This is a genomic window from Legionella sp. PC1000 (assembly GCF_014109805.1).
GTDB lineage: Bacteria > Pseudomonadota > Gammaproteobacteria > Legionellales > Legionellaceae > Legionella > Legionella resiliens.
This window is the reverse complement of sequence record NZ_CP059400.1, coordinates 865,333-884,836: the sequence shown is the minus strand read 5'-3', so window position 1 is coordinate 884,836 and position 19,504 is coordinate 865,333. Positions and strand designations below refer to the sequence as shown.

Here is a 19,504-nt window from a genome sequence, read left to right as displayed (position 1 = left end):
AAAAATGGAGCTATCGTGGTCAACCTTTTTATTGGAACTCATTAATTTTCTTGTTTTGATTTGGATTTTAAACTATTTTTTTTATGCCCCAATCCAGCAAACCATTGCAAAGCGCAGGCACATGGTCCAAGAACAATTAGAAAATGCGGAACAACGTCACAATGAAGCCCAGCAGTTACAAATAAAATATGAACATCGTCTCGCGGATTGGCAACAAGAGAAGAATACGTTGCAAAAGGAATTCCAACAAGCGATGGAACGATGGAAGTCGGAGGAAATGCTCCATTTTGAAAAAAAAATAAAAAAAGATCAAGAACAATTAAATGCACGTGAAATGAAAAAGGCCAAAGAATATATTGAAAAAAATGCCAAAGAAGCGCTGTTACTGGCCGGAAAATTTACAGAAAAATTGTTAATCCAGTTTGCTGATGAGCACCTTGAACAGAAAATCATTGAAAAAACAATCGAAGACCTTAATCGTTATCCAGAAAAACCATGGCAATTAATGGCGGATGTTTCTGAACAGGATGCTCTTGTTGTCCAAAGTGCTTATGCAATCAATAAAAGCCAACAACGCCGCCTAGGCCAGGCCATTGAAAAAATAATGTGTAAAAAACCAACTATAGAATGGGTTGAAAACCCAGCGCTTCTGGCAGGGTTAACACTTCAAATGGGCTCAATCCTTCTGCAAGCGAATCTTCGCGATGAATTAAAATTCTTTACCGAGACGAACAATGAACTTACCCGACAACCACTCCATTCTTGAGCATCAGCGGCAACGAATTGAGAACTATCACTTTGAAGTAAGGCGTTCTGAAGTGGGGCATGTTGTCTCAGTGGGCGATGGAATTATCTGGATTGCAGGGCTGCCAACGGCAGCTATTGATGAAATTCTTATTTCAGTCGATGGCTGTTGTATCGCTATGGTTTTTCATCTCACCGAACGCCTTGTAGGCGCCATCATGTTGTTGCAAACTAAAAAATTAAAATCCGGGATGCCTATGTTTCATCTGAAGCGTTCATTAAGTATTCCTGTAGGGGATTCGCTTTTGGGGCGAGTGGTTGATCCTTTAGGGCATCCATTAGATGAAGAGGAACCACCACCCTGTGATGAACAAGGATTACTTGACATTTTATCGACCCCTATTATTCACCGTGATTTTGTGACGCGCCCTTTTTATACCGGTAATAAAATGATTGATAATGTCATTCCTCTTGGAAAAGGACAGCGGGAACTCATTATAGGTGATAATGGGTTGGGAAAAAGCGCCTTGGCTATTGATATTGTGATCAATCAAAAAGATAAAAACGTGCGTTGTGTCTATGTGTTAATTGGCCAAAAACGTTCTACGGTTGCCAATACCATCCAATTGCTAAAAGAAACTCAGGCGTTGGAATACACCACGGTGGTTGTGGCACTGGCCACCTCATTACCCGGATTGCTTTATCTCGCCCCTTTCGCAGGATGTGCTGTTGCGGAGCATTGGATGAAGCAAGGCTTTGATACGTTGGTCGTGTACGATGATTTGAGTGCTCATGCCAACTGTTACCGTGAACTGTCGCTTTTACTGCGCAGGCCTCCTGGGCGTGAAGCTTTTCCTGCGGATATCTTCTATTTACATGCTCGCTTATTAGAACGCTCAACGTGCCTGTCTCCTGAAATGGGAGGGGGCAGTATGACCGCACTTCCTATTATAGAAACAAAACAAGGGGAAATTGCGACCTATATCCCCACAAATCTGATTTCAATCACCGATGGGCAACTCTTTTTTGATGAACATTTATTCTCAGCAGGATTTCTACCGGCAATTGATATCACCAAATCCGTTTCTCGCGTAGGCGGTAAAGCCCAACACCCCAACATAAAAAAAGAGGCGGGTCGAATGAAGTTGGATTACATGCAATTTCTTGACTTGGAACTGTTTACGCGTTTTGGGGCTAAGCTTGATATTAAAATGCAACAACACATTCAAAATGGACGACTGTTAAGAGAAGTGTTTAAACAAGAGCGTCTTTCGCCCTTGCCAATTGAATTCCAACTCGCCTGGTTGATTGCCTACAATGAGGGACTTTTTGCCCACTTAAGTTTAGACGACATCCCGAAGGTTCTAAAAAAAATAGAGCAAGAAGTCAAAAAAAGCAACTTGTCACTGGCCAGTTCTCGCGAGGAATGGAGCAATGCAGTCAAAGGCTGGTTAAATGGGTAGTACCATGCCTGTTTCTCAGGCACATTGAATTTTGGGAAGAAATTTATGACCAAGCGTAGTCAACTAAACGATCATTTTACGGCCTTAGACGACATTGGTAATATCATGACCGCCATGAAAACTCTTTGTTCTATTGAGCTCAATAAAATCACCAAATTTCTTCCTATGCAGGAACAAGTCATGCAAACCATTAGAGACGCAGGGCATGATTTTTTTAGTGCTTACCCCATTTCCCCCATGAATACACCAAATGGTAATTCTTCCCTTTATATTCTTATTGGTTCTGAACGAGGTTTTTGTGGTGGTTTTAATGATAATGTGCTTCACTGGATAGCGGAGAGGGAACAACAAGACCCTGAATTTTTGCCAGTATTCCTTGTTGTAGGGCGTAAATTGGCTTTGAAAATGGCAAACGATTCGCGTGTCATCAAGGCATTAGATGGCGCTAATGCCCTCGAAGAAATTCCTGCGGTGATTTTACATCTGTTGCAGTCTCTTGAGGAAGTAGCATCACAACAGCGTATGGAATGGCACTCTTGGCAGTGGGGGATCCTGTTCAATGAGGAGGAAAAAAATCAAATTGAGGTAAAAACAGTGCGCCCATTCCAAGAGTTTTTTTTAACCAATGACAAGCCATGTTCCGTTCCACCGGTTCTCAATTTATCCCATGAGCAATTTTTATCTGAGTTTGCTGAACAGTATTTATTTTCAATGTGTTATTCCATTTTTTATAAATCATTTTATGGCGAAAACCACCAAAGGCTGTTTCATTTGAATCATGCCTTGGATAGCTTAGAGAATAAACGAAGCGCATTAAAAAAATATCTTAATATACTGCGTCAAGAAGAAATTACTGAAGAAATTCAGAACATCATCCGATGTGCGGAAGCGATTATTGGCAATGACATGAAGGAACACCACTTGGACATTGAGTGAGGACCTATCTCTTGCGCCCTCTTTGGTTTCGAAAGGGGGATGATTGGCGAGGACACACCCCTTGTAAAATAGTACTAATATCAATAGCATAATATAGGCATAGCTCGGAAATATTACTTTATCGTGGAAAAGAATGATTCGATATCACAACACCAATAAGACAATTCGCCAATGGCATCCCCTACTGAAAGTGCTGTTGGTTATGATTTTAATGGGCGCCACCGCATCATCCAATGCTCAGGCATCCGATGAGCATGCCAGTCATCATAAAAGCAGCCAGGGTAATCTCAGTGTCATTCCGAGTGTAGCTGGACAAACTCCTGGTAAAGACATGATGGGTGCTATGGGTGAGATGATGAAGCAAATGGGCATGCCGAAACGAAAAGCGCTGTATCCTTCGTTGATGAGTCTGCCCGATATCCCACTGGAAAGGCGCAGTGAAATACAACAATTGGCACAAGAACGGATGCAATCGGGTCTGTCTTTGATGGCTAAAGGGATTGATACGCTTCTTAAAGCATCGGCTAAGACGAATTTTTCTCAGATGCAGGATGCAGTCGCTTCGATACGTGAAGGTCTTTCACAGTATGATAGTGGATTGGCTGCATCTCGTGCGCTTGCCGAGGGAAAGGTACCGCGCCAAGTGGCCTTGTTATGGTTCAAACAGGAAATGAATTTACTCCCTCTGGCACCAGCCACCCATACTCTTTTAGGTGGCCCGCTTTTTCATTTGACGATTATCGCGCTGTTTCTTGTCTTCTTTATCATTATGATTTGGATGTATTTTTTTAAAATGCGCAGGGCATCGGCATTACTTGAAAGTTTGGCCAGTAAAGGAGATGTTTCAGCCACTAGCCCAATAAGTCCTCCTCCTGCAAGCGCTTCTGAGGTCATTGAAGAGACTCATCCATCCTCTGGAGGATTAGCACCACCTGCGAAACCGCCAAAGTTTCCGGTCATGCGTACGCTAACAATCCCCCTTGACCAGTGGGAGGGGCAATTGCGTGTGTGCCGTATCTTTGATGAAACACCGGGGGTAAAAACCTATTGGCTCGCCTCATTAAAAGAAGTGGCCTTGCCCTTTACCTATTTCCCTGGTCAATTCATCACCATCACAGCCACCATTAATGGCACCCGGGCGAAGCGAAGCTATACTATCGCCTCAACGCCTACCCAACTTCACTATTGTGCCATCACAGTGAAACGCGAAGAACAAGGTTTGTTCTCACGTTATTTGCATGATGAGGTTAAAGAAGGCGATGTGCTTGAGGTGATGGGGCCCAATGGAAAATTTACTTTTACCGGAGAAGAAGCATCGAGCATTGTCCTTATTTGTGGCGGGGTGGGAATTACCCCAATGATGGGCATTATTCGTTATTTAACGGATATAGGATGGCACGGTGATATTTATTTACTGTACTGCTGCAGAACAACCAGCGATTTTATCTTTCGTGACGAATTAGAGCGGCTGCAAAAAAGGTACCCTAACCTCAATGTCTTTGCCACCATGTTACGCGCATCAGGAACGGTGTGGATGGGTTTAAAGGGCGAGTTCACAACCAGCATCATTTCCTATCTGGTGCCGGATGTCGCCAAGCGTCGCATCCATGTATGTGGTCCTCCGGGCATGATGAATGCGGTGCTGAATAGTTTAAAGGAGCTTAGTGTATCTGAAAAACAGATATATACCGAAGCGTTTGGTACGGCCATGAAGCCACCATTGACCCCGCAACAAATGGAGGCTATTGCACCAGAAAATAAGGCAGTTGTTTTATTTACGCGTTCTCATAAAACAGCCCCAATCTTACCCAACTACACGCTTCTTGAAATCGCCGAGGCCAATGGTGTTTCTATTGATAACTCGTGTCGCACAGGCCAGTGTGGGCTGTGTAAAGTGAAATTACTCACAGGCAAGGTATCCATGGATTGTGATGATGCGCTTTCAGAGGAAGAAAAGCAGCACGGTTTTATCCTGGCATGCCAGGCCAAAACCGATGAGAATATTGAGGTTGATGTGTGATGAATGCACCAGGACGCATGATGGCACTCGGATTGATTCTGCTCATGATGATGACATGGCTGGGATTTACGGTGCATGTGTCTCCTCGTTTTGCAGGAAGCTTGTGGGGTGGCGTCATTGGCATTAGTGGTTCCGTGTTAATGCTCGTGCCCTTATTTTACCTTTTTATTAAACGTATCCCTATTTTAAAACATTGGGTCACCCAGTATGTTTCCATGAACACCTTACTTTCCTGGCATATCTATGCAGGCATTATTGGCCCCATTTTAGTACTGATTCATACCGGACATAAATTTCAAAGTGTGCTGGGTATTGCCCTGACCGGGATGACCTTAATTGTCACGATAAGTGGTTTTGTGGGGCGCTACCTCTTGAGTTTTATAGCCGATGAAGTTCGTGAGAAAAAAGAACTCCTTTCAGGCCTTCAGAATCAGTATCAAAGGGTAGCTCAGGAAATGCAAACGAACCCTGATTTAAAGAAAACCCTAACACGCTTTCATTATATGAGAGCGCGTTTCGCATCTTGGCTATTTAATGAGAACGTATTAACTGGCGAAAACACAGCCCCAGCAAGTCTACGTGCCTTACGTTTGGTTGAAGCCATTGCGGAGCTGGAATACGCCATTCAATTTCATGAACAATTCAAACGCGCCTTTCGGACATGGTTGAAGCTGCATATTGTGATTGCCCTTGTGTTGTATGGTTTGCTTGCCTTGCATGTCTGGTCTGGAATTTACTTTGGGCTAAGGTGGTTTCAATGAAATTGAGTGGAGCCCTATTTGCTGCCCTTGCTGTTTTAATTTCACTGTTTGTTGCAGCCTATTATGCGCCCAGCCATGAACAAGGAGGGCCTACGAATTGGTTTAATCCTGTTGAATGGCAAAGAATGGCAAGTCCCGGAACATTATCTAAAGCGCATTCCTTTCTCAGTCACAATTGCAATGCCTGCCATACGCCTGTCAGAGGAGTGGAAGCCGTAAACTGCATCACCTGCCATGCGAATGATGTTGCTCTTTTACAAAGACAACCCACCTCATTTCATGCCGACATTGGAAGTTGCGTTGAATGTCATTCGGAACATCAAGGCCAAAATAGACGTCCCACCCAAATGGATCATAATGCGTTTGTTGCAATTGAGCTAAAGCAACTTAAAAAAAATGCAGTCAAAAATGAAGAGCAACGATTGATTTTTGAGCAAGTTCAGCACTACTTGGAAATGAATGAATCTCCAAAACAATCACCGCTCATCAATCCGCACGTATCCCCTGCCGAGCGCACCCTGCAATGTACCACGTGTCATCAAAATGAAGACAAACACTTTACTTTATTTGGCAACAATTGTTCTGCCTGCCATGAAACGTCAGATTGGAACATCCCAGAATTCATTCATCCATCCCCTAGGTCAAAGGATTGCTCCCAATGTCATCAAGCGCCACCCAGTCATTACATGGAGCATTTTCGCATGATATCAAGGAAGGTAGCGAGAAAGGAACATGCACAGGTGGATCAATGTTTTATGTGCCATCAAACGACTGCCTGGACGGACATAAAAGGGATTGGATTTTATAAGCACCACTAAATAGGGATACATGATATCTTGAAAGTGAAGAGAAAAATGAATTAAAGAGTCGATGTGACTCAAGAAAGTCAGGAAGTTTTGGGGGATTACCAGCCCAATTACCCTTTTGATATATATCTATTTCAATATGGATATCACAGCCCATGATTACTCCCTTATTATTCATTTAGCATTTAATACTCTGTTTGCAACTTTCTAGACAGCTTCTAAGTTCTAATCTTCCTTATATTTTACCCAATCTGAAAAAGTCTCATCCTCAAATTGATACGTGCCATAATCAATTTTGGTAATTAAATTTTTTTTCTCTAATCTCCTTAATGAATTCTGAATGGTATTTTTATTTACATTCCCCCCTACTCCAAGAGATTCACCAAGTCTTTTTATAGCATATTGGCCATATAAGTCTTTTATTCCATCTGCAATCATTGATAAAACAACCATATCGGTAGGTAATAATGCACTCCACTGTTTATGGAAGTTTTTATCACTAAATACTTTATTTTTGGTATGTTCAATAGCTGATTGTGGCCCTTGCTCTGGATTACTCAAATAATATTCTATAAATCTGCGAAAAAATTCAGGGGTATTTTTAAGTTGTTCAAATGCATTAATACCATCATTTATAGCCAAGGGAAATTTAGAAATGGTATTTACCTTCTCTACCATAGCTTTTACAAAATCTTCACCCAATAATTCAAACGACTCTAATGGTGCCCAATTGTAAAATGGCTCAGATGCAACCCCAAACATACGTCTAAGCGTCGTTTCAGAACTTCCTGCAAATATTACTTTGATACCCTCTTTTCTAACATCTAAAGCAGCTCTTAAAGCATGGGCAAAATGTGAGTTTTCTTCATAAGCTAAAACTTGTGCTTCATCTATAATTAACACCATTTTTATTTTTTTGCGATCATAAGAGTTCATTGCTTCCATTAATAATGTACCTGTGACTCTCTTAGGATCTAATAAATCTGCTTCTACGGATCCTTCACCAATGCCAGGTATTTTTCCAGAAGCTTTAAATTTTTTGAAATTTATTGATTGATTCAATTTATCCCAGATTTTTGTAAATCCTTTAGGCTCTACCATTTTATAAAATTCTGATACTAATGCTGTTGCAGGATCTATCTCTAACTCCCATAAGTTTGTATATACAACAACATAACCAGCTTTTTCTGCTGCGGGGATAAAATCTTTTTTCAAAAACTCGGTTTTTCCCATTCTTCTTCTAGCAAATAATCCTCGAGCAGAAGTTAATCCTAACGCAAATAAATCGAGATATTTTTTTGCCAATGAAGGCCTAGGTTCCGTGAACCAATTTTTTTAATTACTTGAAAAGTAGGCAGTTTTTATAGTGAAATTCGATTGCGATCGTTAACAACACTAATGGAACTGCCTACATGTATAATAATATATCAGAACGAGTCTGGGATACAATTTATTCTTTTCTGCAAGGAGTAAAAGGATTGCACATTAAGAATAATGAGAAGACAAGATGCTTTGTGGAAGGAGTCTGGTATGTATTACGTACAGGCTGTCAATGGCGCCTGCTCCCGCCCTATTACGGACATTGGCGTAAAATTCACAAGCGATATAAAATGTGGTCAGATCGCGGCATTTGGACTGGCTTAATGTCTTCAGTTAGCGATGTTGATGATCAAGCCGTCATGATTGATGCCACCATAGTGCGCGCGCATGCGTGTGCATCTGGTTACGACAAGGAAGGGAATGATGCTCAGGCATTGGGGCGCAGTAAAGGAGGTTTTACCACTAAAATTCACGCTTTGGTGGATGGACTGGGGAATCCGATTAAGTTTATCCTGACCGGGGGACATCGAAACGATATTACTCAAGCAGCAGAGCTATTGAAGGAGCAGCGTGACACGATAGTTCTTGCAGATAAAGGATATGATTCACAGGCACTTGTTGACACACTGGAGAGTCAAGGCTGTATTGCAACCATTCCGTCAAAAAAGAATGCGAAGAACCCAAGAAAAATCGATAAAGAGCAGTACAAAGAGCGGTTTTTAGTTGAAGCTTTTTTCTCCAAAATCAAACACTTTCGGCGTGTTTTTTCTCGTTTTGATAAAACAACGACCGCTTTTTCCGGGTTCTTACATTTGGCCGGAGCGCTTATATGGATGCGCTAGAAAATTGGTTCACGGAACCTAGCATAATGCCAATTATTTTGTATCATAATTATTTTATTAAATAGTAGTAATTTATTTACTACCTATTATATAGGTTACTAACTTATTTACAAGAATAAACTTAGTAAAAGATACTAAATACAATACTACCTTTTACTAAGTTTATTCTTGTAAATAAAACGGAGGGTTATTTCCAACTCAATTATTTCAAGGAGAGCCTAATATTTGTGTATTATGTAAATAATCAACTATTGAGTTAGACCATAAATAATTTTATTTTATATTGCTCATCAACTTTAATGGCAGCAACACTAATTAGTTAATTAATAGCAAAATAATTTCGTACCGTTGATAAATTCCTTATTTTGAAATATAACTTATGTTATTTGGGTGATTTGTGTTTTTATTAATCGTGTAAATACAGGTTTTAGGCAGCTTAAGATACTGTACGATCTTTATAAAACATAAAAAGTGAAAGAAAGCGAAAGCTATAACGGCTATAACTTCTTCTTTCACTATACTAAACACCCATAAGAAGATAAGACACAAGAATTGCTGGAACAGTCCGACCGGACTCTTCTCAAAACCCATATAAGGAATATTGAATGGATAACATTTTTACGGATGCATTAGCACGATTAGATGTTGCCTATCAGTATGCAGAAATTGATCCAGAAGCTATCGAGAGATTGAAGCATCCTCAAGCAATCATTCAAATGTCTTTACCTCTTCGAAAAGATGATGGCAGTTTAGCTATGTATTCCGCCTATCGAGTTCATCATAACAATACTCGTGGCCCAACTAAAGGGGGTATTCGTTTTCATCCTCTCGTTACTCTCGAAGAAATAAAGGCTCTGTCGTTTTGGATGACAATTAAATGCGCAGTAATTGGTATTCCTTTTGGAGGTGCGAAAGGTGGAATTGTAGTTGATCCAAAACAACTTTCCAGATTGGAATTGGAGCGTTTAAGCCGGACTTACTTGGAGCATTTTTCCAGTTTTATTGGACCTAACAAAGACATTATGGCACCCGATGTTTATACAAATGCCATGATTATGGGCTGGATGATGGATGAATATTCTAAACTTAAACAAGAATACAGTCCTGCTGTTATCACCGGGAAACCCATTGCTTTAAGTGGCAGTTATGGACGGGAGGATGCGACTGGTCGTGGTGCTTTTTATTGCATTAATGAATTAGCTAAGAAAAAAAATTGGAAACCCCAAAACATTCGTGTAGCAATTCAAGGATTTGGAAATGCAGGACAGCACATCGCACTCTGTCTATATGAGTCAGGTTATAAAATAGTAGCAGTAAGTGATTCTCAAGGAGGTATCTATCGAGCAAAAGGACTTGATATTCCTACGTTGATTCATAAAAAAAACAGTAGTAAGAATATTCAAGCAGTTTACTGCACTAGATCAGTATGCGAATGTGAACTAGTTGAAGCGAACAAAATTTCAAATGAAGAACTTCTGGAATTGGATGTTGATTTACTTATCCCTGCCGCATTAGAAAACCAAATTACCAAAGATAATGCAGCAAAAATAAAATCACCTGTGATTGTAGAAATTGCCAACGGCCCAACAATGCTAGATGCTGAACCTATTTTAAAAAATAAAAATATTTTAGTAGTACCCGATGTGTTAGCTAATGCGGGAGGGGTTGCTGTCAGTTATTTTGAATGGGTACAGAATAAAACTGGATATTACTGGAGTGGTGAACAAGTACAACAACGGTTACATGATATTATGGTACCTGAGTTTTTAAAAGTGTATCAAATAATGGAAAAGAATAAAATTGATATGCGTACAGCAGCTTATATACACGCCCTAAATCGTTACGGCGAAGCCGTCGTGGCCCAAGGGACACAACAACATTATTTTAGTACGACATGAATCATGCTCAATTGAGGTTCTAAACACAGCAATAATAGGTACTGTTTTTAAACAATATGCTTAACAGCCAATTCATTATGATGGCGAGAGAGTATTTTCATGGATGAAGCCAAGAAAAGTGTTGAGAGCCTTGATATTTGTAGCAAGCCATCGTCTTAAAGACGAAATACTATCAACTCTTGATTTAAGATACTTCATTGGTGTCACTCAGACAAACCACCATTCTGCATCAATTAATACCGTGATTAAGATGCTAATTTAGCCTATTTAGCAGCAAAGCAAAATAAATGGTTCGGTTTGTGTCTATAACCCTAAGCTTTCAATAGAAATAAGGAGGGCAGCAAGAGATAAAACATACACAGACATATCAATGTCTTATGTGCCATCTTTATTTAAGTTTGCAGGTCCAAATTAATTTTTCCCTGCAAACTCCATGCCCAAACAAACCGCACGCCATACCTCTATCCTCAAATTACTGATGGTTTCCCTCCATGCCACTTCCTTCCATGTTCTGCATACCCATACCCATCATTTCCATCTTTTCGCCTGCCTTCATTTCCTTACCGACCTCTGGGGTCACCAAACACTCTATCGTCTTTCCATCCTGTGTTTTAAACATCGCCTTCATGGGGCATCCTTTCATCTGGTTTCCCTGCATGTGGCATCCTTTCATGTGGCTTCCCTGCATGCTATGCATGCTCATCATTTCCATCATGTCACCCGTCTTCATGTCCTTACTGCCCTCTGGAGCCATCAAACACTGTATCGTCTTTCCATCCTGTGTTTTAAACGTCGCCGTCATTTGTTTATTTTCTGTGTCGGCTGCCTGCGCCAATGAACTGATAAGGCCAAATGATAATATGGCCGGAATTAAAAATAATCTAATCTTCATGGTTTTCTCCCTTAAACGATGAATAGTGTCACGATGGCCGATAATGACAGGCCGCTATTCAATTTTAGACAATTTTATTAATTTTTGCTGTTTTTTTATTTGCGCCCTTAAATGTTTCTGACAAATCAAGAGACAGAATCTATACTAAAAGGAATCAATCAGGCTGTTTTTAAGGCAAAATTATGGTGTTCCCAGTCGTAATGATCGTGTTAGGTATTGTCCTTCTTATCAGTGGAGCCTATTTAATCAATAAGTTACTTCAAAAAACAAATCATTATCGCAGGCAGTGGTTCAGTTATCTTGCTTTTATTGCGGTTTTTATTCTCAGTTATTCAGCCAGCATTTTTTACGGTCTATTAGTCGATCCCCACTGTCTTAATAATTTTTATGCCAGCGTGCTTTTATTAGGTGCTACCTATATCTATTCATCTTGTCGTCTTATGACCAATACCATTCAAAAAATGGAGTTGATGGATGATTTTAAAAATCGCTATGAAGTATTACGGCATCACGCAACCTATGATTCGCTGACAGGCTGCAATAATCGAGAGTATCTTTTTGAGATGATGAACACACGATTTCAACAAGTCAAGATGAATGAAGGCTCTGTTATTGTTCTTTTTATTGATATGGACCGATTTAAGACGGTCAACGATCGCTATGGTCATGAGGTAGGTGACACCACGTTACACATGTTTGGTGGACTCCTAAGGCAGCGCTTGCGAAGGGATGATGTAGTGGCTCGTTATGGTGGGGACGAATTTATTGTCTTGATGGAGAACACCTCCATGGATGAGGCAAAAAAGATTGCTGAGAATCTTATTACGGTGACGAAAAAATCTCTAAAAGAAGGTACTCTATCTGAGCTTAATCTGGGTTGCTCCATTGGCATTACCCAGATGAATCACCACTCGGCTTCAGTGAATACCGTGATTAAAGAAGCTGACTTGGCCTGTTATGCAGCAAAACAAAGAAAAATCAATGGTTCGGTTTGTGTCTATAATTCCATGATTACGACAAAAAATAATGCAATCAATTTTAGTGGAAATCAGATTACCCCATAAGGAGTAAAAGCCAACAAAAACCAGTCTCTCAATAACAGTTCATTGACTCTAATGAGTCCCCTTTTTCTTCTTGATGTCATGCCTTGTTTAATCACATTGGATAAGAGATACTGAAAGGATAGAATAACAAAAAAAAGGTATTGATTAATGACACATTTTCTAAAGAAACGCACTCTCCTATTAATGGTTCCGGCAGTCCTTGTTGGTTGTTCTTATAATGCCAAGTTAACTCCTGAAGGCGAAAAAGTAACCATTGTACAGTCAGGAAAGCCTACAAAGAATTGCACTTTTTTAGGTGAGGTCAGAGCCTACGATCGCAATGGGATGAGCCAATCTTATCAATCCCATGAGCATTTGATTAAGGATGAACTCAATATCTTAAGAAACAAGGCAGCGCTTTTAGGAGCAAATACACTTCGGGTAACCGAACATCAGCAAACTTATGAAGGCAATCCCAAAAATGATTTTGTGGCGGATCATGGGATGGCGGGTAAAGCCTACCGCTGTAAGACAAATTAATAATCATTTTGAGTCTTCCCGTTTATGAAACATTATCGTGCTTGGCAGTTTTCCTGTTGGATAGTGCTCCTGTTGTGCTCCTATTCGGCAATAGCAGGGAATGCATTGATCCTTCAGGAAATAACCCAAATTGCTCTAGCAAATAACAAGGATTTAAAAGCGGCTCGTTATAATGTAGCTATTGCAAAGGCCCGATTGATCCAAGCCGGTCTTTGGCCTAATCCAAACCTTAATCTCTCAAACAATGATGATCGCTTGTTTAATGATGAAGGAGAGTATTCGCGCAGTGCTGGTTTTAGTCAAGCATTCCCTATTTCTGGACGTATTGCAAAACAAAAGACTGTCGCACGCCTCGATGTCATGAAAGCCATCGCCGAAATTAGGGAGGCCGAGCGTCAACTCAGTGCCAAAGTGGCGAATGCATTTTATGCCGCGGTGATTACGGAGCGTCGCCTGCAACAATTGAATTATTTATTAAGAATCAACAAAGAATTAGTGAACGTCATCCATAATCGTTATCATGCCGCTGAAATTTCAAAGTTGGATGAGAATGCAGCTCGCATTGAGTATCTGCGCATTGTTCAAGAAAAGCATTTATTACATAGCCTTCGCATCAGTCAAATGGCCACACTGAACCAATTGATGGGCCGAGATGCGAATTCTCCTTTATCTCTTAAGGCTGACCTAAATACAGGGCAAAATTTTCCTGAATTACCTGCGCTAAAAACGTTAGCACTTAATAATCGTCCTGACCGCCAATCCATTGCTCTATCAATTAACCGCGCCATTGCCGATCGCCGCTTGGCAAAAGCGGAGCGCTTTGCTGATTGGACAGTAGGGCTTGGTGTCCAACAAGATAAAATTGTGGTGGAAGAGGGACCACCCCAACCAGCCGATCGCACTTTGGGCATGACGCTTTCTGTTCCACTTCCTCTTTTAAATCAGAATCAGGGACGAATTTTAGAGGCAAGTCGCACGGGAACTCAGGCGATGATGGCGTTACGCGCCTTGAATTTAAGCATTGAAACAGAAATAGCGAGTAACTATGCCCAATTGAAAGCACTTAGGATGAGCCTTAGAGAAACGCAAAGCGTATCTCTTAAAATAGGCGTTGAAAGCGTGAAACTGGCGCGTGACTCTTATGAAAACGGACAAATTTCGCTTTTGAATGTGTTGCAAGTGCAAAAACAACAAAATGATTTGCAAATGACTTATCTCACGACTTTAGAAAAGTATTTACAAGTGTATGTGGCTTTATGTACGGCCATTGGCCCTGGCCACACACAAGGATTTTGTCCTTACTTAGCTTATCAAAGGAATGGTTATGATGATGGCATTACAACAGCGAATTAGAGCAATTTTACTCACCAGTGTTTTTCTTGGTCTCCTCATCCATGCTCAGGGAGTGTTTGCCCATGGAGAAGAAATCGAAGTGAGTGAAGGAGGAGCCAAAGGTCCTGTGCATTTGACACCCCAACAAACCAAAATGCTCGAAATCAAAGTCGCAAAAGCAACCAATCGTCCCATGGCGCAAATGCTTGGTTTGAATGGCCAAATTCAACTCTTACCCGATGCGCAGGCGGATGTCAGTATTCGGATTAGTGGGAGCGTGACGGCCATTGATGTGAATTTAGGCGATGGTGTCAAGACAGGACAACGCTTAGCTACTGTGCAATCAAGACTAGTGGGTAATCCCCCACCCAGTGTGGCGGTCACAGCCCCCATTGCCGGCATCATTGATGCGAGAAACATCAATTTAGGTCAAGCCGTTGAACCGAATACGGTTCTTTTTCACATCAGCAACCGCGATAAACTGTTAGTCATTGCCCAGGTTTATGAAGAAGATTTAGGCAAGGTTAAGGTAGGACAGGAAGTCAATATTCATGCGTTGAGTTACCCAAAGCTGGTTTTTCCAGGCAAAGTCACTTTAATTGAACCCAATCTTGACCCGTTAACTCGCACAGTGAACCTGCGAATTACTTTGAATAATGAGAAAGAACTACTCAAACCGGGCATGTTTGTTCGTGCCAATGTCATTTTAGCTCATAATGAAGCGGCACTTGCGGTGCCTAATACCGCCCTTTTACAGGCGGATAATGAGCAATTCGTTTTTGTGCAAAATGGGGATGAGTATGAACGAGTGGACGTTAAAGTAGGTGCAGTAGACGATGACTACTCAGAGATTACAGACGGCTTAGTGCCTGGCGACCTCGTTGTGACTCAAGGCAATCGCGAACTTTATACACTATGGCTCACTGGGGGCAGTAAACCGCAGTCAGGCCAAGAGGAGCATCATTAAATGTTTACGCGATTAATTGCCTGGTCTTTACATAATCGCCCTTTGATTTTGGCGTTAACGATTATCCTTTGCTTACTGGGTGGCTATACCTTAAAACAAATGCCCGTGGATGTTTTTCCTGAATTTGCTCCACCACAAGTGGTGGTACAAACCCAAGCGCCTGGTATGGCCACCCAAGATGTGGAAACTTTGGTGACCTATCCCTTAGAAAGTGCCATCAATGGAACGCCAGGAGTAGCCAGTGTTCGCTCAAAAACCTCCGTCGGACTATCGACGATTACTGTGGTATTTGATGATAAAACGGATATCTATCGCAATCGCCAATTGGTTAATGAACGGATTCAACAAGTAATAAACCGTCTTCCTCCAGGTGTCTCGTCACCAGTGATATTGCCCGTCACCTCGGCAGTGGGGTGGCTACTTAAATATGCGCTTATTAGTCGAACTGCAAGCCCTGAAACATTACGTACACTTTCAGACTGGACCATCCGTCCGCGCCTTTTGGCTCTTGGTGGCGTCGCTTCCGTGGTGTCTCTAGGTGGGGAAGTGAAGCAATATCAGGTACGACTTGACCCTAAGCGCATGCTGGCCTATGGCATCACGGTTGAAGAAGTGCGCCAAGCGTTAGCGACAGGAAATCAAAACGTGCCTGGTGCTTTTGTTCATCAGGCAGGTACTGAATTCGTTGTGAGCACCATTGGGCGTATTAAGACGCTGGAAGACATTAAAAAAACACTCATTGTGGTTCGTAATGGAGTACCCATCACCATTAACAACGTAGCCACTGTCGCTTTTGGTGGTGAAATCAAACGAGGGGATGGGGCTTATAATGCAGAAAACGCGGTCATTGGTACCGTTTCTAAAATCTTCGGTGCCGATACGGTAACCACGACTCAGAAAGTGGAACACGCTTTAGCCGATATCAAAAAATCTTTGCCAGCGGGTGTTGAGTTAATCACCGATGTGTTTCGTCAAGCCAATTTCATTGAATCAGCCATTCACAATTTGACCAAAGCCCTTATTGAAGGGGGCATCATTGTGATTGCTATATTGTTTCTCTTTTTAATGAACTGGCGAGCTTCCTTCATTACCTTTCTCTCCATGCCGGTTTCTTTTATTGTGGGTATTCTAGTACTTCACTATTTTGGTTTTGGCATTAACTCTATGACGTTAGGAGGGATGGCAATTGCTATTGGTGAGGTAGTGGACGATGGTATTATCACAGTTGAAAATGTAGTACATCGACTAAGACTTAATCGATTGGCCAAAAAACCTCTACCCGCCATTGAAATTGTTTTTGATGCGGTTTTGGAAATTAGAAGTTCAGTGGTCTATGCGACCATTATTATTAGCTTGGTGTTTTTGCCTATTTTCTTTTTGTCAGGTATTCCTGAGCGAATTTTTAGCCCTTTAGCGATTGCTTATATCGCCTCAGTATTAGGTTCTCTTGTGGTCTCTATTACTATGGTGCCAGCTCTTTGTTATCTTCTTTTAGTACGAAAAACGGAAAAACAGCAGGATACTAAAGTAGTGATGCATGCTTTATCGCAAGAAGAACGTTATCATTTGACGGAAGAAGAAGCGGCCCAACACGCTCAAGCGGAAACTCGTTTTGTGATTTGGTTAAAAAAACATTTTTTAACTGGGTTAAATTGGTCTCTGGCCCATTGTAAAACAGTCGTGGCCATGGCAATCGGTGCCTTTCTTTTCGCCTTGGCCTTGCTTCCTTTTTTTGGGACTTCGTTCTTACCTGAATTTCATGAGGGTAATTTTATTATTGTGATGAGCACGTTGCCTGGAACTTCTTTGGATGAGTCCATGCGATTAGGTAAACAGGTCAGTAAAACTTTGCTGAAGTATCCGCAAGTTATCTCCATTGCCCAACGGGCAGGACGCAGTGAATTGGATGAAGACGCACTACCACCTAATGTTAGTGAGTTTGATGTGCGCTTAAATTTTGACAAAGACAAAACCATGTCTCCGGATGAGTTGTTGCAACGCATTCGCGCAGATCTAGCGAACATCCCAGGAGCACTGTTTAACGTAGGGCAATTTATTGCCCATCGCATGGATGAGGTGCTATCAGGCGTCAGAGCACAAGTGGCGGTGAAGCTCTTTGGTGATAATCTTGCGACCCTTAACGAACTAGGCCAGTCCGTCGAAGCCATTTTGAAAACCATTCCAGGAATAGTGGATATTAACAAAGAGCAGCAAATCAATGTACCACAGTTGATCATCAACATTGACCGAGAGAAAGCGGCTCGTTATGGGGTTAATGTCGGGCAAATTTCTGAGGATGTGCAAGTTCTTCTCAATGGTGTAACAGTATCAAGTATTCTCGAAGGCCAGCGAACGTTCGATTTGTATTTGCGCATGAATGAAACAGGGCGAGACAGCATTAAAGCCATTCAAAACATGCTCATTGATGCCCATGGAGTGACAAATCAGGAAACCAAAATTCCTTTGCGTGCTGTGGCTGATATTCGCTTAGAGCCTCAGCCTTTTGCGATTAACCGCGAAAACGTCCAGCGCGTCTTAGTGATTGCCTTTAATGTGCAAGAGAGGGATTTAGGTAGTGTGATTCAAGAAGTGCAACAACGAGTTAAGGAAAAGGTCACCCTACCGAGCGGTTATTTTATTCAATATGGTGGTCAATTTGAAAGTCAACAACAAGCCTCACGCGTAATTATTGTGTTTGGTGGGCTTGCTATTTTCATTATGTTGATTCTGCTTCATAAGGCCTTTGGCACGTTCCGTGAAGCACTGCTCGTGATGTTCAACTTACCACTGGCTTTGATTGGTGGAGTGGTTTCTTTGTATCTTGCCAGTGGTGACATGAGTGTCGCGGCCATGATTGGTTTTATCACCTTATTTGGAATTGCGGCACGTAATGGGATTATTTTAGTGAGTCACTACAATCAATTGCGCATCCAAGGACAAAGCCGTGAACAAGTGGTCATTCAGGGCACCCTTGACCGCTTGGTGCCCGTGTTAATGACAGCAGCAACGGCCGCTCTTGGCTTAATCCCTCTGTTGTGGGGTTCTCCTGCTGGGAAGGAGCTTGAGCGTCCTTTGGCCCAAGTATTGCTAGGAGGATTATTTACCTCAACGTTTTTAAATATGTTTGTAGTACCAACAGTTTATAATGCCATCGAAGCATGGCGTGAGCAGCATTTGTATTTAAAGGAAAACCAAAACCCTCAAGGAGAGTCATGATGAGTCGAATAATGGAATGTATTAATAAGAAAGCAGTGGATTTATTTTCTTTGCTGGTGGTTTTATTGGCTTTATTATCCCCTTTGCATGCCGCAACCAACCCTGATGAGCAGGCTCAATCCATCCCAACCACCATTCCGGCCATTTGGGAGGCAATAGATGAACGCACGACAGCAATTAATAAAGCACTTGCCAACAATCAGTTGGATACCATTCATCAGCATGCGTTTGCGATTCGGGACTTAGTCAAAGCACTACCTGGTTTAAGTAAAAACTTGTCCGAAGAACAATTAAAAAATCTTCAGCAAAACGTGGGATACACTGAGCAATTGGCAAAGCGTCTTGATAAAACCGGTGACGCTAACGATAAAGAAGGCACGAAGGTAAACTGGCAAAAATTGCAAAAGGTGCTTGAACAAATTCGCGCCACTTATTCCCTTTCAGGTGCTTCGACTACTCCTTGATTCAGTAGTCAGGCTGTATGATGATGAGATGTGTCTTTTGGCTTTCAGTTGGCATGCTAGGCTATTTGCTTAGACACTGATTCGTTAGAAATCAAAAAAGAAGAGTTCAGCTGGAATGATCTAGCCGTTCTACTCATCCCAAACCTCAAGATCGGCTACTTAATAGCTGCCTTGAGGTCCTCTGCCATGGGACTCACCATTGCCTAAATGGACATAAAAAATATAATTAGTCGAGTAGCCTCTCGACTAATTACCTCACA

Annotated in this window: 16 protein-coding genes; 14 read left to right on the top strand and 2 right to left on the bottom strand. The window is 41.6% G+C overall.

Annotated features, from left to right (window positions below):
• Positions 1-4: 4 nt before the first annotated feature.
• The 6 genes from FOLKNPGA_RS03865 to FOLKNPGA_RS03840 all read left to right on the top strand — a co-directional run bounded on the left by FOLKNPGA_RS03865 (position 5) and on the right by FOLKNPGA_RS03840 (position 6,742).
• Positions 5-766 (top strand): F0F1 ATP synthase subunit delta, encoded by a 762-nt coding sequence (locus FOLKNPGA_RS03865; RefSeq protein ID WP_182351795.1) that lies wholly within the window; start codon positions 5-7, stop codon positions 764-766.
• Positions 735-2,207: a F0F1 ATP synthase subunit alpha gene (locus FOLKNPGA_RS03860; protein ID WP_182351794.1), complete on the top strand. Its 1,473-nt coding sequence runs from the start codon at positions 735-737 to the stop codon at positions 2,205-2,207. The genes FOLKNPGA_RS03865 and FOLKNPGA_RS03860 overlap by 32 nt, the downstream gene beginning before the upstream one ends.
• A 45-nt stretch (positions 2,208-2,252) precedes the next feature.
• Entirely contained in the window at positions 2,253-3,143 is an 891-nt protein-coding gene (locus tag FOLKNPGA_RS03855; protein ID WP_182351793.1) for a F0F1 ATP synthase subunit gamma, read from the top strand.
• Positions 3,144-3,276: 133 nt separating this feature from the next.
• A complete protein-coding gene (locus FOLKNPGA_RS03850) occupies positions 3,277-5,163 on the top strand; it encodes a 2Fe-2S iron-sulfur cluster-binding protein (protein ID WP_182351792.1) in 1,887 nt (628 codons plus the stop codon).
• Positions 5,163-5,924, top strand: coding sequence for a hypothetical protein (locus FOLKNPGA_RS03845; protein ID WP_010652835.1), 762 nt, complete (start codon positions 5,163-5,165; stop codon positions 5,922-5,924). Before FOLKNPGA_RS03850 ends, FOLKNPGA_RS03845 begins: the two co-directional genes overlap by 1 nt.
• Entirely contained in the window at positions 5,921-6,742 is an 822-nt protein-coding gene (locus tag FOLKNPGA_RS03840; protein ID WP_010652834.1) for a hypothetical protein, read from the top strand. Before FOLKNPGA_RS03845 ends, FOLKNPGA_RS03840 begins: the two co-directional genes overlap by 4 nt.
• Positions 6,743-6,955: 213 nt before the next feature.
• Here the strand turns inward: FOLKNPGA_RS03840 and FOLKNPGA_RS03835 are convergent, their stop codons facing one another.
• Positions 6,956-8,035, bottom strand: a complete 1,080-nt coding sequence (locus FOLKNPGA_RS03835; protein ID WP_058441824.1) for a hypothetical protein — start codon at positions 8,033-8,035, stop codon at positions 6,956-6,958.
• Positions 8,036-8,142: 107 nt separating this feature from the next.
• On the opposite strand from FOLKNPGA_RS03835, the gene FOLKNPGA_RS03830 reads away from it, so the two are divergent.
• Positions 8,143-8,892 carry an IS5 family transposase gene (locus FOLKNPGA_RS03830; protein WP_058441825.1) on the top strand — a complete coding sequence of 250 codons (750 nt, stop codon included), beginning with the start codon at positions 8,143-8,145 and terminating at the stop codon, positions 8,890-8,892.
• A 605-nt stretch (positions 8,893-9,497) separates the two neighbouring features.
• Positions 9,498-10,790, top strand: coding sequence for a Glu/Leu/Phe/Val dehydrogenase (locus FOLKNPGA_RS03825; RefSeq protein ID WP_010652832.1), 1,293 nt, complete (start codon positions 9,498-9,500; stop codon positions 10,788-10,790).
• 472 nt (positions 10,791-11,262) lie between these two features.
• Here the strand turns inward: FOLKNPGA_RS03825 and FOLKNPGA_RS03820 are convergent, their stop codons facing one another.
• The gene (locus tag FOLKNPGA_RS03820) at positions 11,263-11,682 is read right to left on the bottom strand and encodes a hypothetical protein (RefSeq protein ID WP_010652831.1); all 420 of its coding nucleotides are present in this window, start codon (positions 11,680-11,682) and stop codon (positions 11,263-11,265) included.
• A gap of 182 nt (positions 11,683-11,864) precedes the next feature.
• On the opposite strand from FOLKNPGA_RS03820, the gene FOLKNPGA_RS03815 reads away from it, so the two are divergent.
• The 6 genes from FOLKNPGA_RS03815 (at position 11,865) to FOLKNPGA_RS03790 (ending at position 19,244) form a co-directional block, all read left to right on the top strand.
• Positions 11,865-12,746: a GGDEF domain-containing protein gene (locus tag FOLKNPGA_RS03815; protein ID WP_029489106.1), complete on the top strand. Its 882-nt coding sequence runs from the start codon at positions 11,865-11,867 to the stop codon at positions 12,744-12,746.
• A 147-nt stretch (positions 12,747-12,893) separates the two neighbouring features.
• On the top strand, positions 12,894-13,265 hold the full coding sequence (locus tag FOLKNPGA_RS03810) for a DUF4156 domain-containing protein (RefSeq protein ID WP_058441826.1): 372 nt from the start codon (positions 12,894-12,896) through the stop codon (positions 13,263-13,265).
• Between the two features lie 24 nt (positions 13,266-13,289).
• Positions 13,290-14,618 carry a TolC family protein gene (locus FOLKNPGA_RS03805; RefSeq protein WP_010652828.1) on the top strand — a complete coding sequence of 443 codons (1,329 nt, stop codon included), beginning with the start codon at positions 13,290-13,292 and terminating at the stop codon, positions 14,616-14,618.
• Complete coding sequence (locus FOLKNPGA_RS03800; RefSeq protein WP_058442212.1) at positions 14,596-15,564, top strand: efflux RND transporter periplasmic adaptor subunit; 969 nt, start codon at positions 14,596-14,598, stop codon at positions 15,562-15,564. Before FOLKNPGA_RS03805 ends, FOLKNPGA_RS03800 begins: the two co-directional genes overlap by 23 nt.
• Positions 15,565-18,780 (top strand): efflux RND transporter permease subunit, encoded by a 3,216-nt coding sequence (locus FOLKNPGA_RS03795; protein ID WP_058441827.1) that lies wholly within the window; start codon positions 15,565-15,567, stop codon positions 18,778-18,780.
• Positions 18,780-19,244 carry a transporter gene (locus FOLKNPGA_RS03790; RefSeq protein WP_083500881.1) on the top strand — a complete coding sequence of 155 codons (465 nt, stop codon included), beginning with the start codon at positions 18,780-18,782 and terminating at the stop codon, positions 19,242-19,244. Before FOLKNPGA_RS03795 ends, FOLKNPGA_RS03790 begins: the two co-directional genes overlap by 1 nt.
• Positions 19,245-19,504 lie beyond the last annotated feature (260 nt).